Below are 23869 nucleotides of genomic sequence, written 5' to 3'. Positions count from 1 at the left end.
TGAGGCACCTTTGAAATGGCGTTGATCGTACAGAAATTTGGCGGCACCTCTGTCGGTTCCATCGAGCGGATCGAGCAGGTAGCCGACAAGGTCAAGAAATTCCGTGAGCAAGGCACTGACCTGGTGGTGGTGCTGTCGGCCATGAGCGGCGAAACCAATCGCCTGATCGACCTGGCCAAGCAGATTACCGACAAGCCAGAGCCTCGCGAGCTGGATGTGATTGTTTCGACCGGTGAGCAGGTCACCATCGGCCTGTTGACCATGGCGTTGATGAAGCGTGGCGTGCCTGCGGTGTCGTACACCGGCAACCAGGTGCGCATCCTCACCGACAGCGCGCACAACAAGGCGCGCATCCTGCAGATCGACGACCAGAAGATCCGCGCCGACCTCAAGGCCGGCCGCGTGGTCGTGGTTGCAGGTTTCCAGGGCGTTGACGAGCACGGCAACATCACCACGCTCGGCCGTGGTGGCTCCGACACCACCGGTGTGGCTCTCGCAGCGGCCCTGAAGGCCGACGAATGCCAGATCTACACCGATGTCGATGGCGTCTACACCACCGACCCGCGTGTCGTGCCCCAGGCCCAGCGCCTGGAGAAGATCACCTTCGAGGAGATGCTGGAAATGGCCAGCCTCGGCTCCAAGGTGCTGCAGATCCGTTCGGTGGAGTTCGCCGGCAAGTACAACGTCCCGCTGCGCGTGCTGCACAGCTTCAAGGAGGGTCCGGGTACCCTCATTACCATTGATGAAGAGGAATCCATGGAACAGCCAATCATTTCCGGTATCGCCTTCAACCGTGATGAGGCCAAGCTGACCATTCGTGGCGTCCCGGACACCCCAGGCGTTGCCTTCAAGATCCTCGGCCCGATCAGTGCGGCGAACATCGAAGTCGACATGATCGTGCAGAACGTTTCGCACGATAACACCACCGACTTCACCTTCACCGTGCACCGCAACGAGTACGAAAAGGCGTTGAGCGTGCTGGAGAACACCGCCCGTGAGATCGGTGCGCGTGAAGTGGTGGGTGATACCAAGATCGCCAAGGTATCGATCGTTGGCGTTGGCATGCGTTCGCACGCGGGTGTTGCCAGCCGCATGTTCGAAGCCCTGGCCAAGGAGAGCATCAACATCCAGATGATCTCCACCTCCGAGATCAAGGTCTCGGTAGTGATCGAAGAGAAGTACCTGGAGCTGGCCGTTCGCGCGCTGCACACCGCGTTCGAGCTCGATGCCCCTGCCCGACAGGGCGAGTAAGGCGTTGCCTGAGAGGGCGCGGCTTGCCGCGCCCTTCGTGTTTCTGGCTGCCGGTCGCACCCTTGTCCAGGTGCTGCTGGTAGTTGGTCCGGGCCAGTGCCGTCGTCCCCGGCCGGGCCCTGCTTAATCAAAGACTGTTGTCCCTGAAGTTACATGTGAGGAGAAAACTATGCTGATTCTGACTCGTCGGTGCGCCGAGAGCCTGATCATTGGTGACGGTGAGATCACCGTGACGGTCCTGGGTGTCAAAGGCAACCAGGTGCGTATCGGCGTGAGCGCGCCAAAAGAAGTGGCCGTTCACCGCGAGGAAATCTACCTGCGGATCAAGAAAGAGAAGGACGAGGAGCCAAGCCTTTAATTTTTTTGAAGTTTTTTTCAAAAAAAGGGTTGCAAACGAGGAAGGGTGTGTTTAATATTCGCCTCGTGTTGCGGTGAGGTGGCCGAGTGGCCGAAGGCGCTCCCCTGCTAAGGGAGTATACCTCATAAGGGTATCGGGGGTTCGAATCCCCCCTTCACCGCCATTATTTGCCTAGAGCGCTTCTGGCGATCTGGATGGCACAGCAAGACACGGACTCATAGCTCAGCTGGATAGAGTACTCGGCTACGAACCGAGCGGTCGCAGGTTCGAATCCTGCTGAGTCCGCCACTTTTGAAGTGGTTTTGTTTACAAAGCTGCTTCAAGTAACCAGTGGTAATCTGGTCTAAAACTACCAACCCGGACTCATAGCTCAGCTGGATAGAGTACTCGGCTACGAACCGAGCGGTCGCAGGTTCGAATCCTGCTGAGTCCGCCACTTTTGAAGTGGTTTTGCTTGCAAAGGCACTTCAACAAGCCAGTGGTAATCTGGCCTAAAACTACCAACCCGGACTCATAGCTCAGCTGGATAGAGTACTCGGCTACGAACCGAGCGGTCGCAGGTTCGAATCCTGCTGAGTCCGCCACTTTTGAAGTGGTTTTGCTTGCAAAGGCACTTCAACAAGCCAGTGGTAATCTGGCCTAAAACTACCAACCACGGACTCATAGCTCAGCTGGATAGAGTACTCGGCTACGAACCGAGCGGTCGCAGGTTCGAATCCTGCTGAGTCCGCCATACCTGAAAAGCCCGCTTATTCAAGCGGGCTTTTTCTTTTTCGGCATTCACTGATTCTGTCCACGCACGACTAGACTCACGTTGATAGCCCGATCCCGAACAGCCCTTATATGTATGTGATCTTTGTGAGCCTCAGGCCGTCGCACTGTTGGCTTCGAGTGTTGTCACAGCTTTATTGCGCAAACGATTGTTCTGGCCAAAATTTTAAGCGATCCGACAGCTGACACCGTGTATGATTGCGCCCGTCAGCCCCGCCGGGGCTTGTGGAATACCACCATGGACTTACCCAGTAGTTACTCCCTAACACGCTTCATGCAGCAAGATCTGATCGATTGATTCTCCCGGCGTGCTCCGCTGCTGGGGGTGGAGTTCGCCTATGACCGAAGTAGAAGTAAAGAAAGCTCAAGACAGCCTGCAGGATCGCCTTGCCCAGGTGATCGAACTGCTGCAGCGCCAGCGTGTGGTCGAGGACCTGACGCACCGTCAGGAAGGTCATCACCATGACCTCGTGGAAAACCTCGTCCACCGGCAGAACCTCGTCGAACTGCAGCGCAAGCTCGATGACCTGCACCTCGCCGACATTGCCTACATCCTCGAAGCCTTGCCGCTGGAAGACCGCCTGACGGTCTGGCAGCTGGTGCGCTCTGATCGTGATGGCGACATCCTGCTGGAGGTTTCCGACGCCGTCCGCCAGTCCCTGATCGCCGACATGGACGATCACGAACTGCTCGCCGCTGCCAAGGAAATGGACGCCGACGAACTCGCCGACCTGGCGCCGGAGCTGCCGCGTGACGTCGTCCATGAGTTGATGGAAAGCCTCGACGCCCAGCAACGTGAGCGCGTGCGTTCGGCGCTGAGCTATGACGAGGAGCAAGTTGGGGCACTGATGGACTTCGAGATGGTGACCATCCGCGAAGACGTCAGCCTGGAAGTGGTACTGCGCTACCTGCGTCGGCTCAAAGAGCTGCCGGGGCACACCGACAAGCTGTTCGTGGTCGACTACGACGGTATGCTCAAGGGTGTGCTCCCCATCAAGCGGCTGTTGGTCAACGACCCGGACAAGAAAGTCGCGGAAGTCATGGCCAATGACCCGGTGGTTTTCCACCCCGAGGAAGATGCCTATGACGCAGCCCTGGCATTCGAGCGTTACGACCTGGTGTCCGCGCCGGTGGTGGACAAGAACGAGCGCCTGATCGGCCGACTGACCATTGATGAAATGGTCGACCTGATCCGTGAGGAGAGCGAGAGCGAAGTGCTCAACATGGCAGGTCTGCGCGAAGAGGAAGACATCTTCGCCTCGGTCTGGCGCTCGCTGCGCAACCGTTGGGCCTGGCTGGCCATCAACCTGATTACGGCCTTCCTGGCGTCCCGGGTGATCGGGCTGTTCGAAGGCTCGATCGAGAAGCTGGTGGCCCTGGCCGCGCTGATGCCCATCGTTGCCGGTATCGGTGGTAACTCGGGTAACCAGACCATCACCATGATCGTGCGCGCAATGGCACTGGACCAGGTGTCGCCGGGCAACACCAGCCGCCTCATGCGCAAGGAGTTGGCGGTTTCACTGCTCAATGGCCTGATATGGGGTGGGGTGATCGGCGCAGTAGCATTCATGCTCTACGGCAGTTGGTCATTGGGCCTGGTGATGACGGCGGCCATGACCCTCAACTTGTTGCTGGCGGCCCTGATGGGGGTGTTGATCCCGATGACGCTGACCCGCCTGGGTCGCGATCCGGCCATGGGCTCCAGCGTGATGATCACTGCTGTGACTGACAGCGGCGGCTTCTTCATTTTCCTGGGATTGGCAACGCTGTTCCTGCTCTGAGTGGTGGGACAGCAGCAACAAAAAAGCCAGCTTGCGCTGGCTTTTTTGTGTGTCGATGCTTTGTGTCAGGACGCGTCAGCAGCCATTTCCACATCGTGTGCGATCAACGCAACCAGTGCGTTCTGCTGGCGATGGGACAGTTGGCGGAAGCGTTGCAGCAGTTCGCGCTCGTGCAGGCTGAGCTCTGGGCTGTCCAGGCGCATGCTCAGTTCGTCGCCCAGCGCGCCTTCCTGGATAAGGCTCTGTTCCAGGCGCGCGATGATCTCGGAGTTCATGCTGCGGTGATGGTTGCGCGCTACCTCGGCAATGCGCTCACGCATTCCGTCTGGCAGGCGGACGACGAACTTGTCAGCGGTGCGGCTCGAATAAATAGCCTGTTTCAATGGGCGCATATAAATTGACCGGTTGTTCTGGTTCAGGGGAAGCGGTTCGCAAATTGGCCGCACGGTGGAAGTACGACCGCGGCGACGACAAAATGTTCAACCGTAATGTGGTTTCGGGTTTTCATCTTGCCTCATGTCGCCGATTCCTTGGCGTCAATTCTGTGACAAATAGTGGCTCCGGTACAGGCTTTTTGCCAGTACCAATTATCAGAAATGAGTACTGGTTTGAAAAGATTCACATTGACGCAGAATGCAGTTGCGTCAGACCTTTGTCGTCAAAATCTGGTAACTGGCAGCAAAGGTTAGGGAAAAACCCTAGAATGCGCAGGTTCCCACACCTTGAGCATAGTGGCTATGCAATATGACGCAAGCGACGCACCGTCCTCAAGAGGGCGGTTGATATTCCTGATGGGACCATCGGGATCGGGCAAAGATTCCCTTATTGATGCCGCGCGAGAGCGGCTTGCCAAGTACGGTGTGGACGTTGCCCGAAGGGTCATAACCCGTTCCGCCGAGGCCAAAGGGGAGAGTGCGCTGGGAGTGACCCTCGAGCGCTTCGAGGCCATGCGTGCTGCGGGCGAGTTTGCCCTGTTCTGGTCAGCCAATGGCCTGTGCTATGGCATTCCTGCCCAGGTGGAGGGGCGCCTCGCCGCCGGCCGTTCGGTGCTGGTCAACGGCTCGCGTGGATACCTGAACGAAGCCCGGCAACGCTACCCGGATTTGCTGGCGATCGGCCTGACCGTACTGCCTGGCGTACTGCGCCAGCGCTTGATTGCTCGCGGTCGGGAAAGCGCCGATGAAATCGAGCAGCGTCTGGCCCGTGGCGCTCGGCTGCAGGCCTACGATCCCTCGGTGCATGTGCTGGATAACTCGGCTGCGCTCGATGTCGCCGTCGAGGCGCTGTTCGGGGTGCTGCGTCAGGAGGGTGTCATCGGCCAGGCGCAGGGAAACGACTGACGTGCAAAATGCCCGATAGAAACATGACAAATGCCGATGCGCTGGGTAACATGCTCGCCGTCCCTGCCGTGCAACGTCCGTTGCCGGCCCCTGTGTCTCAGTAGCTCAATTGGATAGAGCATCCCCCTCCTAAGGGGAAGGTTGGCAGTTCGAACCTGCCCTGGGACGCCATACACACCCTCCATTACCAACCAACTCAACGTTGTTCGCCGACGCGCGCTCCTGTGTGGGCGGTGTGCGGTCGGGTGTAACCGAGCGCGAAGAAGGCGACCAGGCCGAAGATCAGCCCCCAGAACGCGGCGCCCAGGCCAAGGAAGCTCATGCCAGAGGCCGTGACCAGGAACGTGATCAACGCAGGCTCACGCTGCTTTTCATCGGCCATAGCACCGGTCAGCCCGGTTGCGATGGCGCCGAACAGCGCCAGGCCGGCGAGGGCGGCGATCATTTCCCGGGGCAGGGCGGCGAACACCGAGGCCAGGGTGGCGCCGAAGGTGCCCATCAGCAGATAGAAGGCGCCACAGGCAATGCCGGCGATATAGCGCTTGTCGGGGTTCTCGTGGGCCTCGCGGCCGGTGCAGATGGCTGCGGTGATCGCTGCCAGGTTGACCCCGTGGCAGGCGAAGGGTGCCAGCAGCAGCGAGCCGATGGCGGTCACCGAGACGATCGGGCGTGCGGCGGTCTGGTAACCGGCGGTACGCAGCACGGCGATACCCGGTACTGACTGGCCTGTGAGCGACACCAGCGCCAGCGGCAGGCCAATGTTGACGATGGCGTGCCAGCTCCAGTGCGGCGCGGTCCACAGCGGGACGGCCAGCTCCAGCACCAGTGCGTCCGTATCGAGTTGGCCCATGCTGGTGGCGAGCCCGCAGCCAACCACCAGCACCGAGAGGATGGCGTAGCGGGGCGACAGGCGCTTGAACAGCAGGTACGCCGCGAGCATCGAGAGGACCAGCAAGGGTTGCAGGCGGATGGAGCTGAACAGCTCGGCACCGAAGCGGAACAGGATGCCGGCGAGCATGGCGGCGGCAATCGCCTTGGGCAGGCGGCGCATCAGTTTGTCGAACGCGCCGCTCAGTGCGATCACGGCGATCAGCAGCGAAGCAACGATGTAGGCCCCCACGGCCTGCGCCAGTGACACCGTCGGCAGCATCGATACCAGCAGCGCCGCGCCGGGTGTCGACCACGCGGTGATCACCGGCACTCGCAGTTTCCAGCTCAGCAGCAAGCCGGTCAGGCCACTGCCGATGGAGATCGCCCAGATCCACGAGGCGGTCGCCTCATTGCTGAGCTGGGCCTGATGGGCGGCCTGGAACACGATGATCAACGGGCCGGCGTAGGAGATGATCACTGCGATCAGGCCGGCGACCAGCGCCGAAAGCGAGAAATCTTGTCTGAGTCTGTCCATGACGAATTGCCGATTCCCTGTAGCAAGGCGATTGAGGAGGGCTGGATTGAATCCCGATACTTGCCCGCTGTCGAGTGCTGCGGGGCGCCAAGGGCAGCCTGCCCTGACTCGAGAGGCGTGGCCTTGGGAAGGCCACGCGCCTGGCTTAGAGCTCGATAGCCTTGAGCTCATCGCTTTGCTGCGCGCCCTGTTGGCCAAGCTTGGCCAAGGCCTTGGACTCGATATCATCCTGCATTCGCTGAGCGATCTGCTCATCGATCAGCGCTTTCTTCTCCGGTGGCAGCGCGTCGTACTCCTCCTCGGTCAGGCCTAGCTCCTGGAGGTATTTCTCCTTGATCTTCTCTGCTGGCGACTTGTCCATATAGTCGCGGAACTCCTGCAGGGCATCGCTGGGCTGCTGCTTGTCGACGCTGGCCTGCTGGCGTGCGGCAACGTCCGGGTTCTGCAGCATGACCATGAGCTTGGCAAAGGCCTCCTTGCGGTTGTCTTCGCTGTTCTGCTGCGAGGTGCTGCCCTGGCTGTTCTGCTGTGCGGTGGTGCCGCTGGCGGCGGCGATCGGCTGGAACGGCAGCGCCTGTGCCAGCGCCTGTTCGTTGCCGGTGCGGCTGGATGGCTGCACTGCGGGCTGCCAAGGCATCCCGTTGATTGAACTGAGCATTTCTCCTCCTTGAATGGGTCAATAAACGCGATCGAAGTGGCAAAAGCTGTGCCAGCGCGCCAACTCGTCGAAATAGCCCGCCCGGGCTATTCCGGCAGCGCTGTACTGGGCATATGCTTGCCCCCCAGAGGAACAGGATTGCCGACTGCGGCAATCACGATGAACATCCGCAGCACCGTGACCGGGGCGCAGTTGCCGGATACCAAGGAGAGCGTCCATGAGTCAGGCACCAAGGCCGGTACCGGCCGGTTTCAGCGAGCAGCAACTTCACACTTTGTTCGACCTCATAAGCGATGGCATCTGGGACTGGGATGCCAACACCGGCTACGTCTACCGCAACCCAGGCTGGTACGCGATGCTGGGTTACGTCAGCCACTCGATGGCCAACTCGGTCCTGACCTGGGAGAGCGTGATTCACCCGGAAGACTTCCCCCGGGTGATGGCTCACTTCGAGGCCTACATCAACCAGCGCAATGAGCGCTACCGTATCGAGTACCGCTGCCGCTGCCAGGACGGCAGCTACCTGTGGATCGAGGACAGCGGCCACATCATCGCCCGTAACGAGGATGGCTCGGTGGCACGCATGCTCGGAGCCCATCGCAACATCGATGCCGGCAAGCGCCTGGTCGCCGAACTGGAGCAACGCAATCAGTCGCTGGAAAGCCAGGTGGCCGAGCGCACTCGCGAGTTGTCCTGGGTCAACCAGCAGTTGCAGCGTCAGCTCGACGAAAACCGTGAACTGGCCGAGCGTGATGCCTTGACCCGTACCGCCAATCGCTATCGGCTGGAAAAGACCCTGGAGCAGGAATGCGAGCGCGCCCGTCGCTACCGCCAGCCCCTGGCGGTCATCGCCATGGACCTGGATGACTTCAAGCCGATCAATGACCTGCACGGTCACGCCCGTGGCGATGCTGCGCTGGTCGAGGTGACCAAGTGCATCCGCGAGTGCCTGCGCGCCCAGGACCTGCTGGCGCGTTGGGGCGGGGATGAGTTCGTGGTGGTCCTGCCGCAGACGACCCTGGAGGAAGCACGCGAAGCCGCGCGCCGGATACGCCAGGCCGTGGCGTCCATCGCACCTGTGGGCGATTGCCAACTGACCATGAGCTACGGCGTGGTGCAATGGCAGGCTGGGGAGGATCAACGCGCCGTGCTGGCCCGTGCCGACAAGGCGCTGTACCGGGCCAAGGCGGCCGGCAAGAACGCCATCGTCGAATAAAAAAATGCCCGCAGCGCCTGGTAACGCTGCGGGCCAAATCGGCTATCGCCGCTTCAGTGTCTCTAGATGTGCAGTGCGTGGCCAAGGGCGCGCAGCGCTGCTTCCTGCACGGCTTCGCCCAACGTCGGGTGGGCGTGGATGGTGCCGGCGATATCTTCCAGTCGAGCGCCCATCTCCAGTGACTGGGCAAAGGCGGTGGACAGCTCGGACACCGCCACCCCCACCGCTTGCCAGCCGATGATCAGGTGATTGTCGCGGCGCGCCACCACCCGCACGAAGCCGCTCTTCGACTCCAGGCTCATGGCCCGGCCGTTGGCGGCAAACGGGAATTGCGCGACGATGCAGTCCACGCCCTGTTGGCTGGCCTGCTCCGGCGTAGTGCCGGCCACCACCACTTCCGGGTCGGTGAAGCACACGGCGGCGATTGCGCTGGGCTCGAAGCGCCGCGCCTTGCCGGCGATGATTTCCGCCACCATCTCGCCCTGGGCCATGGCCCGGTGCGCCAGCATCGGCTCGCCGGCCACGTCGCCGATGGCCCAGACGTTGCGCATGCTGGTCTGGCAGCGCTCGTCGATGGCGATGGCCGCACCGTTCATCTTCAAGTCGAGGCTTTCCAGGCCAAAGCCCTGGGTACGTGGGCGACGACCCACGGCCACCAATACCTGATCGGCCTCCAGGCGCAGTTGTGCGCCCTGGCCATCGCGCGCCAGCAGGCAGCCGTCGGCATAGCCTTCGACGCTATGGCCCAGGTGAAGCGCGATGCCCAGCTTCTTGAGCGAGTCGGCCACCGGTGCAGTGAGCTCGGCGTCGTAGGTCGGCAGGATGCGATCGCGGGCTTCCACCACGCTGACCTTGGCGCCCAGCTTGCGGTAGGCGATGCCCAGCTCCAGGCCGATGTAGCCGCCGCCGACCACCACCAGGTGCTGCGGCAGGGCCTTGGGCGCAAGGGCTTCGGTGGACGAGATGATCGGCCCGCCGATCGGCAGCATCGGCAGTTCCACGCTGTTCGAACCGGTGGCCAGCAACAGGTGTTCGCACTGGATGCGTTGGCCGTCCACTTCGACGCTCTTGCCATCGAGGATCTTTGCCCAGCCGTGGATCACTTTCACGCCGTGTTTTTTCAGCAGGGCGGCGACGCCACTGGTGAGGCGGTCGACGATGCCGTCCTTCCACTCGACGCTGCGGCTGATGTCCAGGCGTGGCGAAGATACGCTGATGCCCAGTGCCGACGGTTCGGTGTAGCGGCTGGTCTGGTGGAACTGCTCAGCCACATGGATCAGCGCCTTGGACGGGATGCAGCCGATGTTCAGGCAGGTGCCGCCCAGCGCCTGGCCTTCGACCAGCACGGTGGGGATGCCCAGTTGCCCGGCGCGGATGGCGGCCACATAGCCGCCAGGGCCGCCACCGATGATCAGCAGGGTGGTGTCGATGATCGGTTGCATGGTCACTCCACGAACAGGCAGGCAGGTTGTTCCAGCAGGCCGCGCACGGCCTGGATGAACAGTGCGGCATCCATGCCGTCGACCACGCGATGGTCGAACGAGCTGGACAGGTTCATCATCTTGCGCACGACGATCTGGCCATCGATCACCACCGGCCGTTCGACCATGCGGTTGACGCCGACGATCGCCACTTCCGGGGTGTTGACCACTGGCGTACTGACGATGCCGCCCAGCGCGCCGAGGCTGGTCAGGGTAATGGTCGAGCCGGACAGTTCTTCACGGGTGGCTTTGTTGTTGCGTGCGGCATGGGCCACGCGGGCGATCTCGCTGGCATTGCTCCACAGGCTGCCGGCTTCGGCATGGCGCAGCACCGGTACCATCAGGCCGTTGTCGCCCTGGGTGGCGATGCCCACATGCACGGCGCCGTGGCGGGTGATGACCTGGGCCTCGTCGTCGTAGGTGGCGTTGATCTGCGGGAAGTCGCGCAGGGCGACCACCATGGCGCGCACCAGGAACGGCAGCAGGGTCAGCTTGCCACGGCTGTCGCCGTGCTTGGCGTTGAGTTGCTGGCGCAGGGCTTCGAGCGCAGTGACGTCGATTTCCTCGACATAGCTGAAGTGGGCGACGCGACGTTTGGCGTCCTGCATGCGCTGGGCGATCTTGCGGCGCAGGCCGATCACCGGCACCTGTTCGCTGTCGGTGCGTTTGCCGTAACCGCTCGGTGCTTGCCCGCTGGTGCTCTGTGGCTTGCTGATGAAGGCGTCGAGGTCCTCATGCAGGATGCGCCCGGCAGGGCCGCTGCCATGCACGTAACGCAACTCGATACCGGCATCCAGCGCGCGTTTGCGCACGGCGGGCGAGGCCAGTGGTTTCTCGTGCGCTTCGCGCGGCACGATCGGTGCTGCGGTGTGGCTCGCTGCAAGCAGAGGCGCTGCTTCGACGCGGGGCTCGGGCTTGGCTTCGGTCTTCACTGGCGCGGCAGGTGCCTCCACCGGCTTGCTCTGCGGCGTATCGACATGGTTGCCGCTGCCTTCGACTTCGATGCGGATCAGCTCGCTGCCGACCGCCATCACTTCACCCGGCTGGCCGCCCAGGGCCAGCACCTTGCCGCTGACCGGCGAAGGGATTTCCACGGTGGCCTTGTCGGTCATGACATCGGCCACCACCTGGTCTTCGGCGATCATGTCGCCGACCTTGACGAACCACTCGACCAACTCGACTTGCGCGATGCCTTCACCGATATCCGGCATCTTGATGACGTGCGTGCCCATTCAGACCTCCATGACCCGTTTCAATGCCGCGCCTACCCGTGAAGGGCCAGGGAAGTAGGCCCATTCCTGTGCGTGGGGGTAGGGGGTGTCCCAACCGGTGACGCGCTCGATCGGCGCTTCGAGGTGATGGAAGCAGTGCTCCTGGACCAGCGATACCAGTTCGGCACCGAAGCCGCAGGTGCGGGTGGCTTCGTGCACGACCACGCAGCGGCCGGTCTTTTTCACCGACTCGACGATGGTCTCCAGGTCCAGCGGCCAGAGGCTGCGCAGGTCGATGACTTCGGCGTCGACGCCGGTTTCTTCAGCGGCCACTTGCGACACGTATACGGTGGTGCCGTAGGTCAGCACGGTGACGTCGTTGCCCGGGCGGGTGATCGCCGCCTTGTCCAGCGGCACGGTGTAATAGCCATCCGGTACGCTGCTGTGCGGGTGCTTGGCCCAAGGGGTAACCGGGCGGTCGTGGTGGCCGTCGAACGGGCCGTTGTACAGGCGCTTGGGCTCGAGGAAGATCACCGGGTCATCGCACTCGATCGAAGCGATCAGCAGGCCCTTGGCGTCATAGGGGTTGGACGGCATGACGGTGCGCAGGCCGCACACCTGGGTGAACATCGCTTCCGGGCTCTGGCTGTGGGTCTGACCGCCATAGATGCCGCCGCCGCAGGGCATGCGCAGGGTCAGCGGCGAAATGAACTCGCCGGCCGAGCGATAGCGCAGGCGCGCCATCTCCGAGACGATCTGGTCGGAGGCCGGGTAGAAGTAGTCGGCGAACTGGATCTCGACCACCGGGCGCAGGCCATAGGCGCCCATGCCCACGGCGGTGCCGACGATGCCGCTTTCGGAGATCGGCGCATCGAACACCCGCGACTTGCCGTACTTGGTCTGCAGGCCCTCGGTGCAGCGGAACACGCCGCCGAAGTAGCCAACGTCCTGGCCGTAGACCACCACGTTGTCGTCGCGCTCGAGCATGACATCCATGGCCGAGCGCAGGGCCTGGATCATGGTCATGGTGGTGGTGGACATGGCGTTTTCCAGGTCAATGCTGTTGTTGTGATCGTTCATCTCAGACCCCTAGTTCCTGGCGCTGACGGCGCAGGTGGTCGGGCATTTCCTTGTACACGTCCTCGAACATCGAGGCCGCGCTGGGGATATGGCCATTGCTCAGGGTGCCGAACTGCTCGGCGTCCTTCTGCGCCTTGATCACCTCGGCCTCCAGCTGTGCGCTGACCGCCTGGTGCTCTTCTTCGGACCAGTGCCCGGCCTTGATCAGGTGCTGCTTGAGGCGGGCGATCGGGTCGCCCAGCGGGAAGTGGCTCCAGTCGTCCGCAGGGCGGTACTTGGACGGGTCGTCCGACGTGGAGTGCGGGCCTGCGCGGTAGGTGACCCATTCGATCAGCGTTGGGCCCAGGCCGCGGCGGGCGCGTTCGGCGGCCCAGCGCGAGGCCGCGTAGACGGCGATGAAGTCGTTGCCATCGACCCGCAGCGAAGCGATGCCGCAACCGACGCCACGGCCGGCGAAGGTGGTCGACTCGCCACCGGCGATGGCCTGGAAGGTCGAGATCGCCCACTGGTTGTTGACCACGTTGAGGATGACCGGGGCGCGGTACACATGGGCGAAGGTCAGCGCGGTGTGGAAGTCGGACTCGGCGGTGGCGCCGTCGCCGATCCAGGCCGAGGCGATCTTGGTATCGCCCTTGATCGCCGAGGCCATGGCCCAGCCGACCGCCTGGACGAACTGGGTGGCGAGGTTGCCGCTGATGGTGAAGAAGCCGGCTTCGCGTACCGAGTACATGATCGGCAGCTGGCGGCCCTTGAGCGGGTCACGGGTGTTGGACAGCAGTTGGCAGATCATCTCCACCAGCGACACGTCGCGGGCCATCAGGATGCTCTGCTGGCGGTAGGTGGGGAAGCACATGTCGGTGCGGTTCAGGGCCAGCGCCTGGCCGCTGCCGATGGCTTCCTCGCCCAGGCTCTGCATGTAGAAGGACATTTTCTTCTGGCGCTGGGCCACGACCATGCGGCTGTCGAAGATGCGCGTCTTGAGCATGGCGCGCATGCCTTGGCGCAGCACCTGCGCGTCGATGCCCTCGGCCCATGGGCCAACGGCGTCGCCGTGCTCGTTGAGCACGCGGACCAGGCTGCCGGAAAGGTCGGCAGTGTCGGCAGGTTCTACATCGATGGGCGGTTTACGGACTTGACCCGCGTCGTTCAGACGCAGGTAGGAGAAATCGGTCTGGCAGCCTGGCCGGCCTGTAGGCTCGGGCACATGCAGACGCAGGGGGGCGTACTCGTTCATGCTTTTTACGCTCGCTCGGCTGTTGTTTTTGTGAGCTTTGAAGCGGTCGCCGCTGAGTGCCGGCTTGTGACTGGCAGGTCAGCGTCTGTTACATCATAGGGGGACGGCAGGAGAATTTTTCTCTCATGTTCATTGCCTTTGTCCGACGGTGGAGATAAACATTCCGTACAAACACAAAAACCAGGTGAATTTGTCTCATGCGTAAACTGGATCGCACGGATATCGGCATTCTCAACAGCCTTCAGGAAAACGCGCGGATCACCAACGCCGAATTGGCGCGCTCGGTCAATCTGTCCCCCACCCCCTGTTTCAACCGGGTCAAGGCCATGGAAGAGCTGGGGGTGATCCGTCAGCAAGTCACCCTGTTGTCGCCCGAGGCGCTGGGGCTGGACGTCAACGTGTTCATCCACGTCAGCCTGGAGAAGCAGGTGGAGCAGTCGCTGCACCGTTTCGAAGAAGAGATCGCCGAGCGCCCCGAGGTGATGGAGTGCTACCTGATGACCGGCGACCCGGATTACCTGCTGCGGGTGCTGCTGCCCAGCATCCAGGCGCTGGAGCGTTTTCTCGATTACCTGACCCGCTTGCCGGGGGTGGCCAACATCCGCTCCAGCTTTGCCCTCAAGCAGGTGCGCTACAAGACTGCGCTGCCGTTGCCGGCCAATGGCATGACCTTGCGTGAACACTAGCGGCGCGCGCACTGCCCATCTGCTTGAAGTTTCCAACGGCCCAAGCCAATGTTGCGCCCGGCGCCATTCCCGGCACGCCCATACCCCAAGAAGGACAGCGTCATGACGACCGAAGGCCCGTACAACCAGGCAGAGCACCTGAAGGGTATCGACGAGATCGAGTGCGTTACCCCAGACTTCAACGGCGTGGCTCGCGGCAAGGTCATGACCGCCGAAGGCTTCCTCGAAGGCCGGCGCCTGCAGATGGCGCGCGGGGTGCTGCTGCAATGCATCATGGGTGGCTACCCGGCGGCGAAATACTATGGCAGCGACGACAGCGACCTGGCGCTGGTGGCCGACCCTGCGCAAATCCATCGCCTGCCCTGGAGTGACGAGCCTCGAGCGCTGGCCATCTGCGATGCGGTCGAACTCGACGGCACGCCGTCGCAGCTGTCGAGCCGCGGCCAGCTCAAGGCGGTGATTGCTCGTTACGCCGAGCATGGCCTGGCGCCGGTGGTGGCGACCGAGCTCGAATTCTTCGTGTTCGCCCCCAACAGCGACCCGCAGCAGCCGTTCCAGCCGCCGCTGGGCAAGGATGGCCGCCGGGAGATGGGCCATTCGGCATTCAGCGTCAGCTCCAACAACGGCCTGCGGCCGTTCTTCAGCGAGGTGTACCGGTGCATGGCGGCGCTGGGCCTGCCGCGCGACACCTTCATGCACGAGATGGGTGTCAGCCAGTTCGAGATCAACCTGTTGCATGGCGACCCGCTGCTGCTGGCCGATCAGACCTTCCTGTTCAAGCACCTGCTCAAGGAAGTGGCGCTGCGCCATGGCCTGACCGTGGTGTGCATGGCCAAGCCGCTGGCGCATACGCCCGGCAGTTCGATGCACATTCACCAGAGCCTGGTGGACATCGCCAATGGGCGAAACGTGTTCAGCGATGAGCAGGGCAGGGCGACCGACACCTTCCATCATTTCATTGGTGGCCTGCAGGCCTGTCTGGCCGACTTCACCGCGCTGTTCGCGCCCAACGTCAATTCGTACCAGCGTTTGTGCCACCCCTACGCCTCGCCGAACAACGCCTGCTGGTCGCACGACAACCGCGCTGCGGGCCTGCGCATTCCGGCCAGCTCGCCAGTGGCGCGGCGGGTGGAAAATCGCTTGCCCGGCGCCGACGCCAACCCTTACCTGGCTATTGCCGCCAGCCTTGCCGCCGGCCTGCATGGCATCGAGCAGCAGATCGCCCCCACGCCCGCGATCCAGGGCGAATTCGAAGTGCCCGAGCACCTGAGCCTGCCCTGCACCCTGCATGCAGCGCTGCAACGCCTCAAGCACAGTGCGCTGGCCCATGAGCTGTTCGGCAACGAGTTCATCGAAGGCTATATCGCCACCAAGACCCTCGAACTGAGCGACTTCCTCGACGAGATCACGCCCTGGGAGCGGCGGGTGCTGGCGGCGCAGGCCTGAGCGCGACGCAAGCTGTAACGGGCCCGCCGTTGGCGATCTTTTTCGCCTGCGGGGGCCTGCGTCGCGGCGGATTTGCTTTTATGCTTGCCTGCAACCCACCGCCACCTGCGCCAGGAGCCCACGGGACGTATGCGAAATATCTGGAAGCCGTTTCAGTCGTTGTACTTCGCTGCCTTGATGATGCTGATCGGCTCGGGCCTGCTCAGTACCTACCTGGCCTTGCGCCTCGCCGCCGATCACGTCGACAGCCTGTGGATCGGCGCGCTGATGGCGGCCAACTATTTCGGCCTGGCGGTAGGCGGCAAGGTCGGCCACCGGCTGATTGGCCGGGTCGGGCATATTCGCGCCTATGCCACCTGTGCCGGTATCGTCTGTGCGGCGGTGCTCGGGCATGGCCTGACCAGCTGGCTACCGGCCTGGATCGGGCTGCGGATGATCGTCGGCCTGGGGATGATGTGTCAGTACATGGTCATCGAAAGTTGGCTCAACGAGCAGGCCGATGCCAAGCATCGAGGCGCGGTGTTCAGCGGCTACATGATCGCTTCTTATCTGGGGCTGGTGCTGGGCCAGCTGATTCTCGTGGTGCACCCGCAGTTGGGGCCGGAGCTGCTGATGCTGGTAGCCATGTGTTTTGCCCTGTGCCTGGTGCCAGTGGCCATGACCCGGCGCATCCACCCCGCACCCTTGCGCCCGGCACCGATGGAGCCGAAGTTCTTCATCAAACGGGTGCCGCAATCGCTCTCCACCGTGCTGGGCTCAGGGCTGATCGTTGGTTCGTTCTATGGCCTGGCACCGCTTTATGCCACCAGCCAGGGCATGTCCACCGAGCAGATCGGCCTGTTCATGGGTAGCTGCATCCTGGCCGGCCTGGTAGTGCAGTGGCCGCTGGGCTGGCTGTCCGACCGCTATGACCGCGCGGTGTTGATCCGCAGCGTGGCAATCGGCCTGGCGCTGGCCTCGGCGCCCCTGGCGATCCTGCCGGGTGTGCCGCTGGAGCTGTTGTTCGGTATCGGCTTCGTGATCTCGCTGCTGCAGTTCTGCCTGTATCCACTGGCCGTGGCGTTTTCCAACGACCATGTGGAAAGCGAACGGCGGGTATCGCTGACCGCCATGTTGCTGGTGACCTACGGGGTGGGTGCCTGTATCGGGCCGCTGGCGGCCGGGGTGCTGATGAAGCTGCTGGGCCCGCAGATGCTGTATGCGTTCTTCGTGTTCTTTGCGCTGGTGCTGGTCTGGCGTATCCGGCCCAAGGCGGTTACCGGGCTGCATCAGGTACAGGATGCGCCGCTGGGCCACGTGGCCATGCCGGCGGCTGGCTCGCCGTTGTCGGCGGCGCTCGATCCGCGGGTCGATGAGCAGACGGTGCAGGAGGTGATGCAGGCGCCGGTGGCTGCCGAGGATACCGAGGAAGAGGTGCTGGCGGCAGCGAATGCGGCCGGTGCCGAGGCCAACGTGCAGGTCGAACGACCCGTGTAGGGCGGGCGAAGGAGCCTGGCTCTGCACGTTGACTCGAGAGTTGTCGACGTCTGTGATTGTGCGTGCTCAGGTAACAGCCAGTCCTACACCCTCGCCGCTAGGCCGCGAATCTCGAATGGCCTATGAGAGTTTAATCTTACGAAGGTGAAACTTCAGGACTTCGCCTTCACGACCGTTCGCCTGTAGAAAAGGGAGGAAAGCTTGGCCCTTGACTACAAAATCGTCTATATCTTCTGCTAATTCGGTACGAATGGCTTGGTGCATTGTTTGTCCGACTCTGTGACCTTTGGCGTCACGCAGGTAGAATTCGACACCTTCAACTTTTTCGGCGGTGCCATCCCAATCCTGGAGTAATTCAATCTTCCAATAAGGTTGTGAGCGAAGCAGATTGGCAGGATTAAGTGCATGTAATATGCGCCCCACTGCATGGGTGGCATACATACCTAGCCAGCCGTTCTCGTTTTGTTCAAGCGTTGCTCCTATGTATTGCCAGGTATCTGCGGCATGGATCTGGTAGTGCAGGCGATTTTTTTTCTCTTCAAGGAAGGTGAACTCGAAGCGTAAAGGTATGCAGGTATTCTCTGTGCGCGTGCCTTTGGCGCAGAGCCAGCCATCATCTATCTCGAATCCAAAAACATCGCTGGTGGCGTTGTCGCAAACTATCTGGCCGTATTTACAGTGTAATTCGGCGGTGAATCGGGTACGCAGCATCGGATTCTCCTTTTGAACGGATCCCAATACGGGGTTCAGGAGTCGATAATGCTTTGAGTCTCAGGAGCGGGGAGCCTGGAAGAATTTCTGGGGTGCTCATGGTTTTTCACAAGCCAAGGCGTGCAGCTGGGCGTGTCAACAAAAACGCCACCCGAGGGGTGGCGTAGTCATGAGTCGAGGATGATTAGTAGTCGTCTTTGTCGAAGCGTCGTGCTTCGCGCTGCAACTGATACACGAAACTCTCGATCTTGCGCTGTGCCTGGCCGTTGAGGTTGTGGAAGCGTACGCCGGCGAAGGTGGTGTTGATGCGCTCTTCGAAGTGCAGGTGGCGCAGTTCGACCATGGTGTCGGCCAGGCCCAGGGGGGGGGCGGCCTTGAAGCGTTCGTACACCTGGCCCAGTTGCAGGCGCTCCTCGACGTTGCCTTCAAAGCGCAATTTGCAGCCGGTGGCAGAGATGTCCAGCAGCTTGCCGCGCAGTGCGCCGTTGCCTTTCAAGTGGGTGCCGTCGAGGACGATGTCGACCAGCTGCGACAGCTTGAGTGCAGCGCGGAAGGCGCTACGGCGCTGATGGTAAGTGACTTCGGTGGGCAGCGGGCCGCGATAGCAGCGATGGCCGTCGATCTCGGTGATGGTCAGTGGCGTGTCGCACTCCCAGGCGATGCGTACGCCGTCATGGAAGCCTTCGACGCGGAACGCTTCGCCGTTCTCGATGTACTTCTCGCCATCGCGGGGGATCATTTCATCCAGGGCCAGAACGCCGTTGTCGCGGTCGATGTGCACCACATAGCTCTGGAACCGCTGGCTGCGCTCATGGAAGCTGATGATCAGCGGGTCGTGGCTCTCCAGCAGCTGGCGCAGGTTGGCCGCGATTTCCAAAGGGGTAGTGAGCACCTTTGGTGGCTGGGGGGCATCGGTTTCATTGAACACGGGTTCTCAATCTCCAGGCAAAAACGACACACGCAAGTTACGGCATTTTGCCAGTATGCTCCGTGCCTTGAACAGGGAAAATCACACTTGGCTGAGCGCCCGGGGCTTGGCCATCGGCGAGGTGGTGCCACGGCTGTCGTACAGCGAGGGAGAATCGCCACCCATGAGGATGCTGACCTGATTGGCCGTGGCGCGCTGCTGTATCTGGATGACCTGGCCATTGGTCTCGTTGGCCTTCTGGCAGGCATCCATCAATGCGCTGAGCGCATCGAGCCGTTGCAGCAGGGCCTCGCCATTGGGCGACTGTGCGGCCATGGCCTGCACACCTGCGCGATCGGCGCTGAGGCCGATGTCCTGGAGCAATTGGCTGCGTCGGCGACCCTGCTGCTCGAGCAAGATGATCAACGACTGCTTGCGGGCCAGAATCTGTTCCAGCAGCTGCATGTCGCGCCCATGCAGGGCGACCGTCTCGCTCTGGAGCAGGTCGAGCAATTCCTGCGTTGGCGCGATGTCGTTTTCGATCAGTTGCAGCAGAGTGATGTCGTGCATGGCTAACTCTTGGCGTGTTGCGTCCTTGAAGTCAGCGCACCTGGAGGTTAGCGCTGGGCTTCGAAATCAAGCAGTTTACTGGCGACACGGTCGGCGTCGACCTTGTAGCTGCCGTCCGCGATCGCTTGTTTCAACTCGGCCACGCGGGCGCTGTTGACGGTCGGCTGGTCGCGCAGGCTGTCGCTGATCTTCTGCAGCTGCTGGGCTTCTGGGCTGAAATGTACCGCTTCCCCGCTGGCATTGGCGCTGGGCGCTACGCTGCTGGCGTCGGTTTTGTCGACGTTGCCAGGCGCGGCATTGCCACGAACGCCACCCGTGCTGGGCGGAGAATTATTCACACGACTGAAGTCGATGACCATGATCAAAACCTCTGGGTATTTGTACGCATACCCTGTTTTCGGCCAGCCCGAAAAAAACTTTAGGCAGGAATGCAGTGCTGCCTGGCAGCACGCTTGCGCACCCGATTCCGACACAGTTTAGGGGGAGCGGTTCCCTGCCGCCAGCCTTCTGTCATGATCTGGCGGTGAATATTGCTACATGGCCACCTCTACCTGCCCAGGCCCTGTGACCCGCGCTTTCACCACGCGCTTGGAGTTCAGGTTGCGCACCCGGATCTGTTCCTGCAGGCCGCCTTTGCTCAGGGCTTCGCCTGGCATGCGCACGCTGAGGGTGCCGCTGCGCGCGACAATCACCACGTGATCGCCTTTGCGCACCACCTCCGCCTGTTCCAGGTGTTGCTGGGTCAGTACCTGGTCAACCACTGTGGGGCGCAGCAGCTTCATGCCCACTGCCTGGTCCATTTGCGTCAGGTAGCCAGGACCCAGCGTGCCGACATCGCGTTCGCGCAGGGCAATATCGCCTTCGCCGACCACGCTTTCGCGCTTGAGCGGCCGGGTCATCACCACCACATCGCGCAGCAGCCGTACCTGGGCGGGCACGAAGATCGTCCACGGAGCCGCGCTGTCGCAGCGCACCTTCACTGTGACCCGGCCCAGCGGGGTCGGGCTTTCCAGTGATGCGTCAAGTTGCTGGCTGCACAGCGGCATGCGCAGGCGCGGGTCGAGCCGGTTGACCTGGATCTCGTAGCGGCCACCGGTCTGGGTGGTCGCCAGATAATCTTCCACGGTGAATTCAAGAAACCCCTGGGTGACACCGATAAGCTGTTCAGGCAAGGTGAATGCCTGCGCCTGGGTGCGAACACTGGATGCCATGAGGCACAGGGCTGCCAGTGAACCGGTCAGCAGGCGCGTCAGTCGTCGGGAAAATGTCGTTTTCGTATACATGGCGCTCAAAAAAGCAAAGCCCGTGCCGATTCGGTATACAGGCAATCGTTGGAGGGGTCCGGCATGGCTGGAGTGATGGATTCGGTCAACCAGCGCACGCAGCTGGTGGGGCAGAATCGCCTGGAGCTGTTGTTGTTTCGCCTCAATGGCGACCAGCTCTACGGCATCAATGTGTTCAAGGTCCGGGAGGTGCTGCAGTGCCCGGAACTGACAGTGCTGCCCAAGTCTCATCCGGTGGTGCGTGGGGTGGCCAACATTCGCGGGGCGACCATCCCGATCCTGGACCTGTCGATGGCAACGGGGTTGCCGGGGCTGAAGGAAGACACGCGTAACAGCTTTGTGATCATCACCGAGTACAACACCAAGACCCAGGGTTTTTTGGTGCACTCGGTCGAGCGCATCGTCAACATGAACTGGGAAGAGATCCATCCGCCACCCAAGGGGACCGGGCGCGATCACTACCTGACCGCGGTCACCCGGGTCGATAACCGCATGGTCGAGATCATCGATGTGGAAAAGGTGCTGGCGGAAGTGGCGCCGTCGTCCGAGTCGGTGTCCGAGGGTGTGATCGATGCCGAGGTGCAGGACAAGGCCGTGCTGCTGCGGGTGCTGACCGTCGATGATTCGTCGGTGGCGCGCAAGCAGGTCAGCCGCTGTCTGCAGACTGTCGGGGTTGAGGTGGTGGCGCTCAACGATGGTCGCCAGGCGCTGGATTACCTGCGCAAGCTGGTTGATGAAGGTAAACGGCCGGAGGAGGAATTCCTCATGATGATCTCGGATATCGAGATGCCGGAAATGGACGGCTACACCCTGACGGCCGAGATCCGCAGCGACCCGCGCATGCAAAAGCTGCACATCGTCCTGCATACTTCGCTGTCCGGGGTCTTCAACCAGGCCATGGTCAAGAAGGTCGGGGCTGATGATTTCCTGGCCAAGTTCAGGCCGGACGACCTTGCCCAGCGGGTAGTCGACCGGATCAAGGCAACGCATTGAAACGGCCGGGGCCAGTCCCCGGCGCTAGCGATTTAGAAAGAGGCGGCACCATTGTCTACGGGTAATTTGGATTTCGAACAGTTCCGGGTCTTCCTGGAGAAAGCCTGTGGCATCCTGCTGGGCGAGAATAAGCAGTACCTGGTCTCCAGCCGTCTCAACAAGCTGATGGAGCAGCAGGGCATCAAGTCGTTGGGTGAGCTGGTGCAGCGTATCCAGGCACAGCCGCGGGGTGGTTTGCGCGAGCAGGTGGTCGATGCCATGACCACCAACGAAACCCTGTGGTTTCGTGATACCTACCCCTTCGAGGTGCTCAAGAACAAGGTCATCCCCGAGTTCATCAAGGGCAACCCGGGCCAGCGCCTGCGCATCTGGTCGGCGGCCTGCTCGTCGGGGCAGGAGCCTTACTCCATTTCCATGGCCATCGACGAATTCGAGCGCGGCAACCTTGGCCAGTTGAAGATGGGCGCGCAGATCGTTGCCACTGACCTGTCCGGCTCGATGCTCAATAACTGCAAGACCGGCGAATACGACAGCCTGGCCATTGCCCGCGGCCTGTCGCAGGAGCGCCTGCAGCGTTACTTCGACCCCAAGGGTCCGGGGCGCTGGGCGGTCAAGGCGCCGATCCGCAGCCGCGTCGAGTTCCGCTCGTACAACCTGCTGGACAGCTATGCGCCCTTGGGCAAGTTCGACATCGTGTTCTGCCGCAACGTGCTGATCTACTTCTCGGCCCAGGTCAAGAAGGACATCCTGCTGCGTATCCATGGCACGCTGAAGCCCGGTGGCTATCTGTTCCTTGGTGCCTCCGAGGCGCTCAACGGTTTGCCGGACCACTATCAGATGGTCCAGTGCAGCCCGGGCATCATCTATCAGGCCAAGTAACGCCTGAGGCTGCAAGCGAAGGCCGGTGTCGTGAGACGCCGGCCTTTTTCATGGGCGCTACAAATGACGTCAATTTTTTGGTTTGCCGCTTTTGCCGGGTGGCAATTGCCGCTTGCCTGCTGCGCGGCGGAAGCGATTTGCCGCTTTTCTGGCAATGGCGGCAGGTCGAAAAGCCCTGGGGCCCAGTGAATGCGGGGCTTTGCAAAGCTGGCACAGGCCTTGCTAAAGCTTAGCCAACGAAATTCTGGTCACCTATGAAGGTTTCCCTGATATGAGCATCAGCTTCGACAAGGCGCTTGGCATACACGAAAAGGCATTGGGCTTCCGCGCCCAGCGTGCCGAAGTGCTGGCCAACAACATCGCCAACGCCGATACGCCGAACTACAAGGCGCGTGACATGGACTTCTCGTCCGTGCTCGCCGCCGAGGCCGACAAGCAGCAGAAGGGGCGCATCGCCCTGGACCGCACCAACAATCGGCATATCGAGGCCGAAGGGTTGGCAATGGCCGACGACACCCTGCAGTACCGTACCCCGATGCAGCCGTCGATCGACCAGAACACCGTCGATGCCCAGATCGAACAATCGAACTACACAGAGAACGCGATCGGCTTCCAGGCCAGCTTCACGTTGCTCAACAGTAAATTCAAAGGGCTGGTTTCGGCCCTGCGCGGAGAGTGATCATGTCCCTTGCCAGTGTTTTCAATATCGCCGGTAGCGGCATGAGCGCGCAGAACACGCGCCTGAACACCGTTGCCTCGAACATCGCCAACGCCGAGACCGTCTCCTCGAGCATCGACCAGACCTACCGTGCGCGCCACCCGGTGTTCGCCACCACCTTCCAGAACGCGCAGGCCGGCACCAGCCAGTCGCTGTTCGAAGACCAGGGCGAGGCCGGGCAGGGCGTGCAGGTCAAGGGCATCATCGAGGACCAGAGTAACCTCGAGGCGCGCTACGAACCGAACCATCCGGCGGCCAACAAGGACGGCTACGTCTACTACCCGAATGTGAATGTGGTTGAGGAGATGGCCGACATGATCTCCGCCAGTCGTGCGTTCCAGACCAACGCCGAGCTGATGAACACCGCCAAGAACATGATGCAGAAGGTGCTGACCCTGGGTCAGTAAGCACGGA

At 61.9% G+C, this 23869-nt stretch carries 24 protein-coding genes and 6 tRNA genes; 18 read left to right on the top strand and 12 right to left on the bottom strand.

Annotated elements, in window-relative coordinates:
- Nucleotides 1-15 precede the first annotated feature (15 nt).
- The 8 genes from LOY51_RS19695 (at nt 16) to mgtE (ending at nt 4161) form a co-directional block, all read left to right on the top strand.
- Nucleotides 16-1251: an aspartate kinase gene (locus LOY51_RS19695; RefSeq protein WP_125465020.1), complete on the top strand. Its 1236-nt coding sequence runs from the start codon at nt 16-18 to the stop codon at nt 1249-1251.
- A 169-nt stretch (nt 1252-1420) separates the two neighbouring features.
- The gene (gene csrA / locus LOY51_RS19690) at nt 1421-1609 is read left to right on the top strand and encodes a carbon storage regulator CsrA (protein ID WP_003254503.1); all 189 of its coding nucleotides are present in this window, start codon (nt 1421-1423) and stop codon (nt 1607-1609) included.
- A 72-nt stretch (nt 1610-1681) separates the two neighbouring features.
- Nucleotides 1682-1772, top strand: a tRNA-Ser gene (locus tag LOY51_RS19685).
- 48 nt (nt 1773-1820) lie between these two features.
- Nucleotides 1821-1897: transfer RNA gene (locus LOY51_RS19680), tRNA-Arg, on the top strand.
- A 71-nt stretch (nt 1898-1968) separates the two neighbouring features.
- A tRNA-Arg gene (locus tag LOY51_RS19675) sits at nt 1969-2045 on the top strand.
- A 71-nt stretch (nt 2046-2116) separates the two neighbouring features.
- Nucleotides 2117-2193: transfer RNA gene (locus LOY51_RS19670), tRNA-Arg, on the top strand.
- Nucleotides 2194-2265: 72 nt separating this feature from the next.
- Nucleotides 2266-2342 (top strand) — tRNA-Arg (locus LOY51_RS19665).
- 376 nt (nt 2343-2718) lie between these two features.
- A complete protein-coding gene (gene mgtE, locus LOY51_RS19660) occupies nt 2719-4161 on the top strand; it encodes a magnesium transporter (RefSeq protein WP_110991908.1) in 1443 nt (480 codons plus the stop codon).
- Nucleotides 4162-4226: 65 nt separating this feature from the next.
- On the opposite strand, the gene LOY51_RS19655 is transcribed toward mgtE, so the two are convergent.
- Nucleotides 4227-4553 carry an Arc family DNA-binding protein gene (locus LOY51_RS19655; protein WP_033699552.1) on the bottom strand — a complete coding sequence of 109 codons (327 nt, stop codon included), beginning with the start codon at nt 4551-4553 and terminating at the stop codon, nt 4227-4229.
- 345 nt (nt 4554-4898) lie between these two features.
- Between LOY51_RS19655 and phnN the strand changes: the two genes are divergently transcribed.
- Nucleotides 4899-5501 carry a phosphonate metabolism protein/1,5-bisphosphokinase (PRPP-forming) PhnN gene (gene phnN / locus LOY51_RS19650; RefSeq protein WP_258642702.1) on the top strand — a complete coding sequence of 201 codons (603 nt, stop codon included), beginning with the start codon at nt 4899-4901 and terminating at the stop codon, nt 5499-5501.
- Between the two features lie 94 nt (nt 5502-5595).
- A tRNA-Arg gene (locus LOY51_RS19645) sits at nt 5596-5672 on the top strand.
- 25 nt (nt 5673-5697) lie between these two features.
- Here LOY51_RS19645 and LOY51_RS19640 read toward each other — a convergent pair.
- Nucleotides 5698-6906 carry a benzoate/H(+) symporter BenE family transporter gene (locus LOY51_RS19640; protein ID WP_258642700.1) on the bottom strand — a complete coding sequence of 403 codons (1209 nt, stop codon included), beginning with the start codon at nt 6904-6906 and terminating at the stop codon, nt 5698-5700.
- A gap of 145 nt (nt 6907-7051) precedes the next feature.
- Entirely contained in the window at nt 7052-7564 is a 513-nt protein-coding gene (locus LOY51_RS19635) for a hypothetical protein (RefSeq protein WP_258642698.1), read from the bottom strand.
- 217 nt (nt 7565-7781) lie between these two features.
- On the opposite strand from LOY51_RS19635, the gene LOY51_RS19630 reads away from it, so the two are divergent.
- A complete protein-coding gene (locus tag LOY51_RS19630) occupies nt 7782-8780 on the top strand; it encodes a diguanylate cyclase domain-containing protein (protein WP_258642696.1) in 999 nt (332 codons plus the stop codon).
- Nucleotides 8781-8842: 62 nt separating this feature from the next.
- Here LOY51_RS19630 and lpdA read toward each other — a convergent pair whose 3' ends face one another.
- From lpdA to LOY51_RS19610, 4 genes are read right to left on the bottom strand one after another with little or no spacing between them, the layout of a single operon-like run.
- Entirely contained in the window at nt 8843-10222 is a 1380-nt protein-coding gene (gene lpdA / locus LOY51_RS19625) for a dihydrolipoyl dehydrogenase (protein WP_125465003.1), read from the bottom strand.
- Between the two features lie 2 nt (nt 10223-10224).
- Nucleotides 10225-11493, bottom strand: a complete 1269-nt coding sequence (locus LOY51_RS19620) for a dihydrolipoamide acetyltransferase family protein (RefSeq protein ID WP_258642693.1) — start codon at nt 11491-11493, stop codon at nt 10225-10227.
- The gene (locus LOY51_RS19615) at nt 11494-12552 is read right to left on the bottom strand and encodes an alpha-ketoacid dehydrogenase subunit beta (protein WP_110991900.1); all 1059 of its coding nucleotides are present in this window, start codon (nt 12550-12552) and stop codon (nt 11494-11496) included. It lies immediately after the preceding gene.
- Between the two features lies 1 nt (nt 12553).
- On the bottom strand, nt 12554-13786 hold the full coding sequence (locus LOY51_RS19610) for a 3-methyl-2-oxobutanoate dehydrogenase (2-methylpropanoyl-transferring) subunit alpha (RefSeq protein ID WP_125465001.1): 1233 nt from the start codon (nt 13784-13786) through the stop codon (nt 12554-12556).
- A 197-nt stretch (nt 13787-13983) separates the two neighbouring features.
- On the opposite strand from LOY51_RS19610, the gene bkdR reads away from it, so the two are divergent.
- The 3 genes from bkdR to LOY51_RS19595 all read left to right on the top strand — a co-directional run bounded on the left by bkdR (nt 13984) and on the right by LOY51_RS19595 (nt 17394).
- Nucleotides 13984-14472 carry a Bkd operon transcriptional regulator BkdR gene (bkdR, locus tag LOY51_RS19605; RefSeq protein ID WP_125465000.1) on the top strand — a complete coding sequence of 163 codons (489 nt, stop codon included), beginning with the start codon at nt 13984-13986 and terminating at the stop codon, nt 14470-14472.
- A 204-nt stretch (nt 14473-14676) separates the two neighbouring features.
- Nucleotides 14677-15918 carry a glutamine synthetase family protein gene (locus LOY51_RS19600; protein ID WP_258646683.1) on the top strand — a complete coding sequence of 414 codons (1242 nt, stop codon included), beginning with the start codon at nt 14677-14679 and terminating at the stop codon, nt 15916-15918.
- A gap of 129 nt (nt 15919-16047) precedes the next feature.
- Nucleotides 16048-17394, top strand: coding sequence for an MFS transporter (locus LOY51_RS19595; protein WP_258642690.1), 1347 nt, complete (start codon nt 16048-16050; stop codon nt 17392-17394).
- Nucleotides 17395-17514: 120 nt separating this feature from the next.
- On the opposite strand, the gene LOY51_RS19590 is transcribed toward LOY51_RS19595, so the two are convergent.
- The 5 genes from LOY51_RS19590 to flgA all read right to left on the bottom strand — a co-directional run bounded on the left by LOY51_RS19590 (nt 17515) and on the right by flgA (nt 20865).
- A complete protein-coding gene (locus tag LOY51_RS19590) occupies nt 17515-18105 on the bottom strand; it encodes a hypothetical protein (RefSeq protein WP_125859542.1) in 591 nt (196 codons plus the stop codon).
- 184 nt (nt 18106-18289) lie between these two features.
- Nucleotides 18290-19033, bottom strand: a complete 744-nt coding sequence (locus LOY51_RS19585; protein WP_258642688.1) for a flagellar brake protein — start codon at nt 19031-19033, stop codon at nt 18290-18292.
- Between the two features lie 81 nt (nt 19034-19114).
- On the bottom strand, nt 19115-19582 hold the full coding sequence (locus tag LOY51_RS19580) for a flagella synthesis protein FlgN (protein ID WP_258642686.1): 468 nt from the start codon (nt 19580-19582) through the stop codon (nt 19115-19117).
- Between the two features lie 47 nt (nt 19583-19629).
- Nucleotides 19630-19941 carry a flagellar biosynthesis anti-sigma factor FlgM gene (flgM, locus tag LOY51_RS19575; protein WP_110991894.1) on the bottom strand — a complete coding sequence of 104 codons (312 nt, stop codon included), beginning with the start codon at nt 19939-19941 and terminating at the stop codon, nt 19630-19632.
- A gap of 174 nt (nt 19942-20115) precedes the next feature.
- Entirely contained in the window at nt 20116-20865 is a 750-nt protein-coding gene (gene flgA, locus LOY51_RS19570; protein WP_125464995.1) for a flagellar basal body P-ring formation chaperone FlgA, read from the bottom strand.
- A gap of 63 nt (nt 20866-20928) precedes the next feature.
- On the opposite strand from flgA, the gene LOY51_RS19565 reads away from it, so the two are divergent.
- The 4 genes from LOY51_RS19565 (at nt 20929) to flgC (ending at nt 23862) form a co-directional block, all read left to right on the top strand.
- Nucleotides 20929-21858, top strand: a complete 930-nt coding sequence (locus LOY51_RS19565; protein ID WP_125464994.1) for a chemotaxis protein CheV — start codon at nt 20929-20931, stop codon at nt 21856-21858.
- A gap of 51 nt (nt 21859-21909) precedes the next feature.
- Entirely contained in the window at nt 21910-22737 is an 828-nt protein-coding gene (gene cheR / locus LOY51_RS19560; RefSeq protein WP_125464993.1) for a protein-glutamate O-methyltransferase CheR, read from the top strand.
- Nucleotides 22738-23008: 271 nt separating this feature from the next.
- Nucleotides 23009-23416 (top strand): flagellar basal body rod protein FlgB, encoded by a 408-nt coding sequence (flgB, locus tag LOY51_RS19555; RefSeq protein ID WP_125464992.1) that lies wholly within the window; start codon nt 23009-23011, stop codon nt 23414-23416.
- A gap of 2 nt (nt 23417-23418) precedes the next feature.
- Nucleotides 23419-23862 carry a flagellar basal body rod protein FlgC gene (gene flgC, locus LOY51_RS19550; protein ID WP_110991889.1) on the top strand — a complete coding sequence of 148 codons (444 nt, stop codon included), beginning with the start codon at nt 23419-23421 and terminating at the stop codon, nt 23860-23862.
- The last annotated feature ends 7 nt before the right edge of the window (nt 23863-23869 follow it).

The organism is Pseudomonas sichuanensis, assembly GCF_024749065.1.
GTDB lineage: Bacteria > Pseudomonadota > Gammaproteobacteria > Pseudomonadales > Pseudomonadaceae > Aquipseudomonas > Aquipseudomonas sichuanensis.
The sequence above is the reverse complement of the archived record's forward strand: the minus strand, read 5'-3'. Positions and strand labels throughout refer to the sequence as shown.

Excerpts from the sequence above, each read along its gene's own strand:
- LOY51_RS19610 (WP_125465001.1), bottom strand. The coding sequence starts at position 13,786 with ATGAACGAGTACGCCCCCCTGCGTCTGCATGTGCCCGAGCCTACAGGC.
- LOY51_RS19600 (WP_258646683.1), top strand. The coding sequence starts at position 14,677 with ATGACCGCCGAAGGCTTCCTCGAAGGCCGGCGCCTGCAGATGGCGCGC.
- LOY51_RS19635 (WP_258642698.1), bottom strand. The coding sequence starts at position 7,564 with ATGCTCAGTTCAATCAACGGGATGCCTTGGCAGCCCGCAGTGCAGCCA.
- lpdA (WP_125465003.1), bottom strand. The coding sequence starts at position 10,222 with ATGCAACCGATCATCGACACCACCCTGCTGATCATCGGTGGCGGCCCT.
- flgM (WP_110991894.1), bottom strand. The coding sequence starts at position 19,941 with ATGGTCATCGACTTCAGTCGTGTGAATAATTCTCCGCCCAGCACGGGT.
- LOY51_RS19630 (WP_258642696.1), top strand. The coding sequence starts at position 7,782 with ATGAGTCAGGCACCAAGGCCGGTACCGGCCGGTTTCAGCGAGCAGCAA.
- LOY51_RS19695 (WP_125465020.1), top strand. The coding sequence starts at position 16 with ATGGCGTTGATCGTACAGAAATTTGGCGGCACCTCTGTCGGTTCCATC.
- LOY51_RS19595 (WP_258642690.1), top strand. The coding sequence starts at position 16,048 with ATGCGAAATATCTGGAAGCCGTTTCAGTCGTTGTACTTCGCTGCCTTG.
- phnN (WP_258642702.1), top strand. The coding sequence starts at position 4,899 with ATGCAATATGACGCAAGCGACGCACCGTCCTCAAGAGGGCGGTTGATA.
- LOY51_RS19640 (WP_258642700.1), bottom strand. The coding sequence starts at position 6,906 with ATGGACAGACTCAGACAAGATTTCTCGCTTTCGGCGCTGGTCGCCGGC.
- LOY51_RS19580 (WP_258642686.1), bottom strand. The coding sequence starts at position 19,582 with ATGCACGACATCACTCTGCTGCAACTGATCGAAAACGACATCGCGCCA.
- LOY51_RS19590 (WP_125859542.1), bottom strand. The coding sequence starts at position 18,105 with ATGCTGCGTACCCGATTCACCGCCGAATTACACTGTAAATACGGCCAG.
- flgB (WP_125464992.1), top strand. The coding sequence starts at position 23,009 with ATGAGCATCAGCTTCGACAAGGCGCTTGGCATACACGAAAAGGCATTG.
- csrA (WP_003254503.1), top strand. The coding sequence starts at position 1,421 with ATGCTGATTCTGACTCGTCGGTGCGCCGAGAGCCTGATCATTGGTGAC.
- flgC (WP_110991889.1), top strand. The coding sequence starts at position 23,419 with ATGTCCCTTGCCAGTGTTTTCAATATCGCCGGTAGCGGCATGAGCGCG.
- LOY51_RS19565 (WP_125464994.1), top strand. The coding sequence starts at position 20,929 with ATGGCTGGAGTGATGGATTCGGTCAACCAGCGCACGCAGCTGGTGGGG.
- LOY51_RS19615 (WP_110991900.1), bottom strand. The coding sequence starts at position 12,552 with ATGAACGATCACAACAACAGCATTGACCTGGAAAACGCCATGTCCACC.
- mgtE (WP_110991908.1), top strand. The coding sequence starts at position 2,719 with ATGACCGAAGTAGAAGTAAAGAAAGCTCAAGACAGCCTGCAGGATCGC.
- bkdR (WP_125465000.1), top strand. The coding sequence starts at position 13,984 with ATGCGTAAACTGGATCGCACGGATATCGGCATTCTCAACAGCCTTCAG.
- LOY51_RS19620 (WP_258642693.1), bottom strand. The coding sequence starts at position 11,493 with ATGGGCACGCACGTCATCAAGATGCCGGATATCGGTGAAGGCATCGCG.
- flgA (WP_125464995.1), bottom strand. The coding sequence starts at position 20,865 with ATGTATACGAAAACGACATTTTCCCGACGACTGACGCGCCTGCTGACC.
- LOY51_RS19655 (WP_033699552.1), bottom strand. The coding sequence starts at position 4,553 with ATGCGCCCATTGAAACAGGCTATTTATTCGAGCCGCACCGCTGACAAG.